Source organism: Pseudoflavonifractor sp. 524-17, assembly GCF_009935845.1.
GTDB lineage: Bacteria > Bacillota > Clostridia > Oscillospirales > Oscillospiraceae > Pseudoflavonifractor_A.
The window spans coordinates 1-709 of record NZ_QWEK01000143.1 but is presented as its reverse complement, the minus strand read 5'-3'; the positions used below and the strand labels follow the sequence as shown (position 1 = coordinate 709).

Below are 709 nucleotides of genomic sequence, written 5' to 3'. Positions count from 1 at the left end.
CGACATACGAAGAACAAAGTTACGACAAAGTAGCTGAGTACAAGTATGAAATAGCTGATATTCCTCCGGAAAACATAAATTGGTAAAATTGAAAACGGGCAAAGGCAATCCACATGACGAAACATTGAAATTGGTTGAATTAGTGTGTTATTATATGGGTGTAACAAAAGAAATAGTAGAGACGGGAGAAGGTATTTGGTATATCTTTGAAGATAACGGCAAATACACTATGAAGAAAATATATGAGTATTGTAAAGAAAAATGGAGTCAAAACCAAGAAATTGTTTTGGATGATATGAGAAGGGATATTACATGCGTAGGAGATGGTAAAATAGGCGCGGCTCCTATAAGGATATGGGTAAGAGAACGCACGATAGATGAAAAGACGAAAAAATTTATAGAAAATCTAATCAAACAAATGGATAAAAAGTAGGACGCAATAGGCTGGTAACGTAAGAAAACATTTTAAGCGAGGGTCGGCGTAGCGTCAAGCTGCGCCGACTTTCGCATTATTTTTGTCTTGGGCAGTTTGGGATTGCTCCCGCGCTCCCTCAAAATCAAATGCACCAATGAAGTTATAGACGATTTCAATTTCCCGGATTTTCACCCGCTTCTGCTGTTCGTCGGTCGTGTATAGTAGTATTACTTAAAAATGCTCAATCTGAAGTGAGTTGTTTACGGAAGAAGAAAGCAGCAAAAATAGCCTGAT

The 709-nt window shown here is 37.9% G+C and carries 1 protein-coding gene; it reads left to right on the top strand.

The window, feature by feature from the left end:
* Positions 1 to 79 precede the first annotated feature (79 nt).
* On the top strand, positions 80 to 433 hold the full coding sequence (locus tag D1159_RS19035; protein WP_161847142.1) for a hypothetical protein: 354 nt from the start codon (positions 80 to 82) through the stop codon (positions 431 to 433).
* The last annotated feature ends 276 nt before the right edge of the window (positions 434 to 709 follow it).